Source organism: Lishizhenia sp. (assembly GCF_033720595.1).
Taxonomy (GTDB): Bacteria; Bacteroidota; Bacteroidia; order Flavobacteriales_D; family Crocinitomicaceae; genus Lishizhenia.
Map to the genome: position 1 here is coordinate 1 of NZ_JAWWCF010000263.1, position 3,110 is coordinate 3,110.

Sequence of the window (3,110 nt, forward strand, 5' to 3'; positions counted from 1 at the left end):
AATGATTTCACTCAATTGTTGTGGTCTAGTTATTTTGGAGGAACTAAAAATGATGCTTGTAACAGTGTAAAGCTCGATGGGAATGGAAATGTATTTATTGCAGGAGGAACATCGAGTAATAACTTAACGAATACTACCGGAGCTTACAGCCCAACATATAATGGCGGTGAAAGTGATGGATTCCTAGCCAAGATTTCTAGTAATGGTCAAATGCTGTTGCAAACAACCTACATCGGAGAGAATTTATACGACCAAGCCTTTTTTGTGGAATTGGATGAGAATGATAAGGTGTATACGGTTGGACAAAGTGCTGGAGGAAACTTCTTCGTACATCCACAATCCTATAGTAATGCTGGAAGCTCTCAATTTGTAGCGAAGTTAAATAATGATCTCACAGCCTTAGAGCGTTCAACGGTTTTTGGAACGGGGAGTGCGAACATTGATATTTCTCCTTCTGCATTTTTGGTAGATGTTTGTGGGAACATTTATGTTTCGGGTTGGGGAGCTAATATATTGCAAACCTCACCCATTGGAAATATGCCTACAACTTCTAATGCATTTCAATCTTCAGCTCCAAATGGATTTGATTTTTACCTCGTAGTATTTGAAAGAGATTTAGAAGGATTGTTATACGGTACCTATATTGGAGGGAGTCAGGCCAATGAACACGTGGATGGTGGTACAAGTCGTTTCGATAAAAATGGCGTGGTATATCAATCTGTTTGTGCAGGATGTGGAGGTGTGAGTGATTTCCCAACCACAACTGATGCATGGAGTAGTCAGAACTTAGCCAACAATTGTAATAATTTAGTGTTTAAGTTCGATTTCGAATTAATTCCCAAAGCGGAGTTTTTTGTGGATATGGAATTGGGCTGTGCACCTTTTACCGTGGATTTTTCTAATTTTTCTACGTCGGATGATGATTTCGTTTGGGACTTTGGTAATGGTAATCTCGATTCAACAACTTTTGAACCCAGCATTTTATATGATACTCCAGGAACGTACGATGTGTTCTTGTATGTAACAGATACCGTTTGTTTAATTACAGATACCGCTCAGGTTACCATAACTGTAGATGAGCCAATTCAATTGGATATGCCTGCAGACGTAGCTTTATGTTCACCGGAAGAGTTGACATTTATACCCAATACTTTCGGAACAGCGAATCAGTTTGTATGGTCGAGTAACCTTAATTTTTCAGATACTTTGAATGATGATTTGACGGATTCTGTTTTGATCGTAAATCCAAGTACGGATCAGTCCTACTATTTATCTGTGGGAGACGGGGCTTGTAATACCATTGATTCTGTTCAAGTCATGTTTACCAGCGCAGCTATGGAACTCACTGGAGATATTAACTTGTGTAAAGATGAGGTAGGTAGTTTTAATGTACAAAGTTTAGACCCTAACCTTACTTTGTCTAATTTCGATTGGTCACCTGATTCAGTAATTGTGTCTGGTGAAGGAACCAATGAGATAGATGCACAATTTACAACCAGTCAATATGTATATGTGGAAGTAGACGTTTCTAACGGTTGTCACCTCTACGATTCCATTTGGGTGAATGTAAGTTTTATCGCAGCCAGTGATGTATTGGCCATTGCCTCAGATACCATTGTTCCTTCAGGTACTGCCGTAAACCTTTCAGCCTTGCCGAACGGAAATTACAATTATTCATGGTCACCAACAGGCGGTATTTCTGACCCCAATCAACAAAACCTTACAGTAGAGATTTTTGAGGATATTACCTATACAGTAAGCGTAAGCGATGGAATATGTACGCGAACGGACGACGTGGTTTTAAAAGCCTTTACCTATGTCTGCGGAGAGCCTTTTGTTTTCGTACCCAATGCCTTTTCACCAGATGGGGATGGAGAGAACGATATTCTTTTTGTACGCTCTAACATTGTTAGTGAGCTTACCTTTAAAGTGTTTGATAGATGGGGAGAGTTGGTGTTTGAAAGTAACGACATAACCCGAGGTTGGGATGGAACTTTTCAAGGGAAATTGTTAGACCCCGACACTTATGATTATTATTTGGAAGCCTATTGTATAGATGGGAGTCAGGAGATTATAAAAGGAAACATTACTTTAATTCGTTAGGGTTTTATGAAGCGAAATAGAGGGGTAGAGTTAATGCTTATGGTACTGACAGTTCTGATGAATTTCACGAGCTGGTCACAAGATATCCACTTCTCTCAGTTTGATTATAATCCTGTTTTTCAAAATCCAGGTAATGTAGGACAATTTACGGGTGACCTACGTTTTCATTTCAATTACAAAGATCAATGGAGAAGGGTAACAGTACCTTTTCAAACCACAAGTATTTCAGTTGAAGCACGTGTAAAGAAAATTGACGGTTTGGCCCTAGGAGCTTATTTGTTTCACGATGTGGTTGGAGATGGTAGTTTACGCACCTTTGAATTTGTACCGAGTGTTTCTTATTTATGGAAATTAACCCCTGATTCCACGCATAGTATTCGACCGGGATTTCAAATAGGAATTAATAACAGAAGTTTGCAATTCGATCAATTCTATTTCGATAATCAGTTCAACGGAATTTTCTTCGACCCAAGTTTGCCGACGGGGGAGAATTTGGGGAATTTATCGAAAACAAATGTAACCATAGGCGCGGGTATCGTTTATGAGTTTTACATGGATGAAAGAAACAAAATCACCGCGGGGTCTGGTTTGTTTAATATCAACAGACCCAATCAAGGTTTTATAGGGCCCAAGGTGCAGCGTGATATGCGTTTCAATCTTATGGTCCGCTATCAGCGTAAACTAGATCCCGACTGGGATATTCTTCCTTCCCTGCAATTTAATGCGCAAGGAAAGTACAAAGAACTCATCTTTGGAGCCCAAGCCAAATACTATTTAGAAAATAGAAACGGAATTTATAAGGCATTGTACGGCGGATTGTACTTGAGAAATAGAGATGCAATGTACTTAGTTTTAGGAATGGATTGGCAAAATATCTGGGCGGGAATTAGCTACGATATTAACGTGTCTCAATTGGTTCCAGCGAGTAATGCCCGCGGTGGTTTGGAATTGAGTTTTCGTTACATCCTTACCCGATTCAAACCTAAAAACATTAAACATAGAGTATG

The 3,110-nt window shown here is 39.4% G+C and carries 2 protein-coding genes; both read left to right on the forward strand.

From position 1 onward, the window contains the following. On the forward strand, positions 1-2,103 hold a 2,103-nt coding region (locus R3333_RS13720; protein ID WP_318959342.1), incomplete at its 5' end, for a gliding motility-associated C-terminal domain-containing protein. 6 nt (positions 2,104-2,109) lie between these two features. Next, positions 2,110-3,110 (forward strand): PorP/SprF family type IX secretion system membrane protein (locus R3333_RS13725; RefSeq protein ID WP_318959343.1); only part of this gene is annotated, 1,001 nt, incomplete at its 3' end.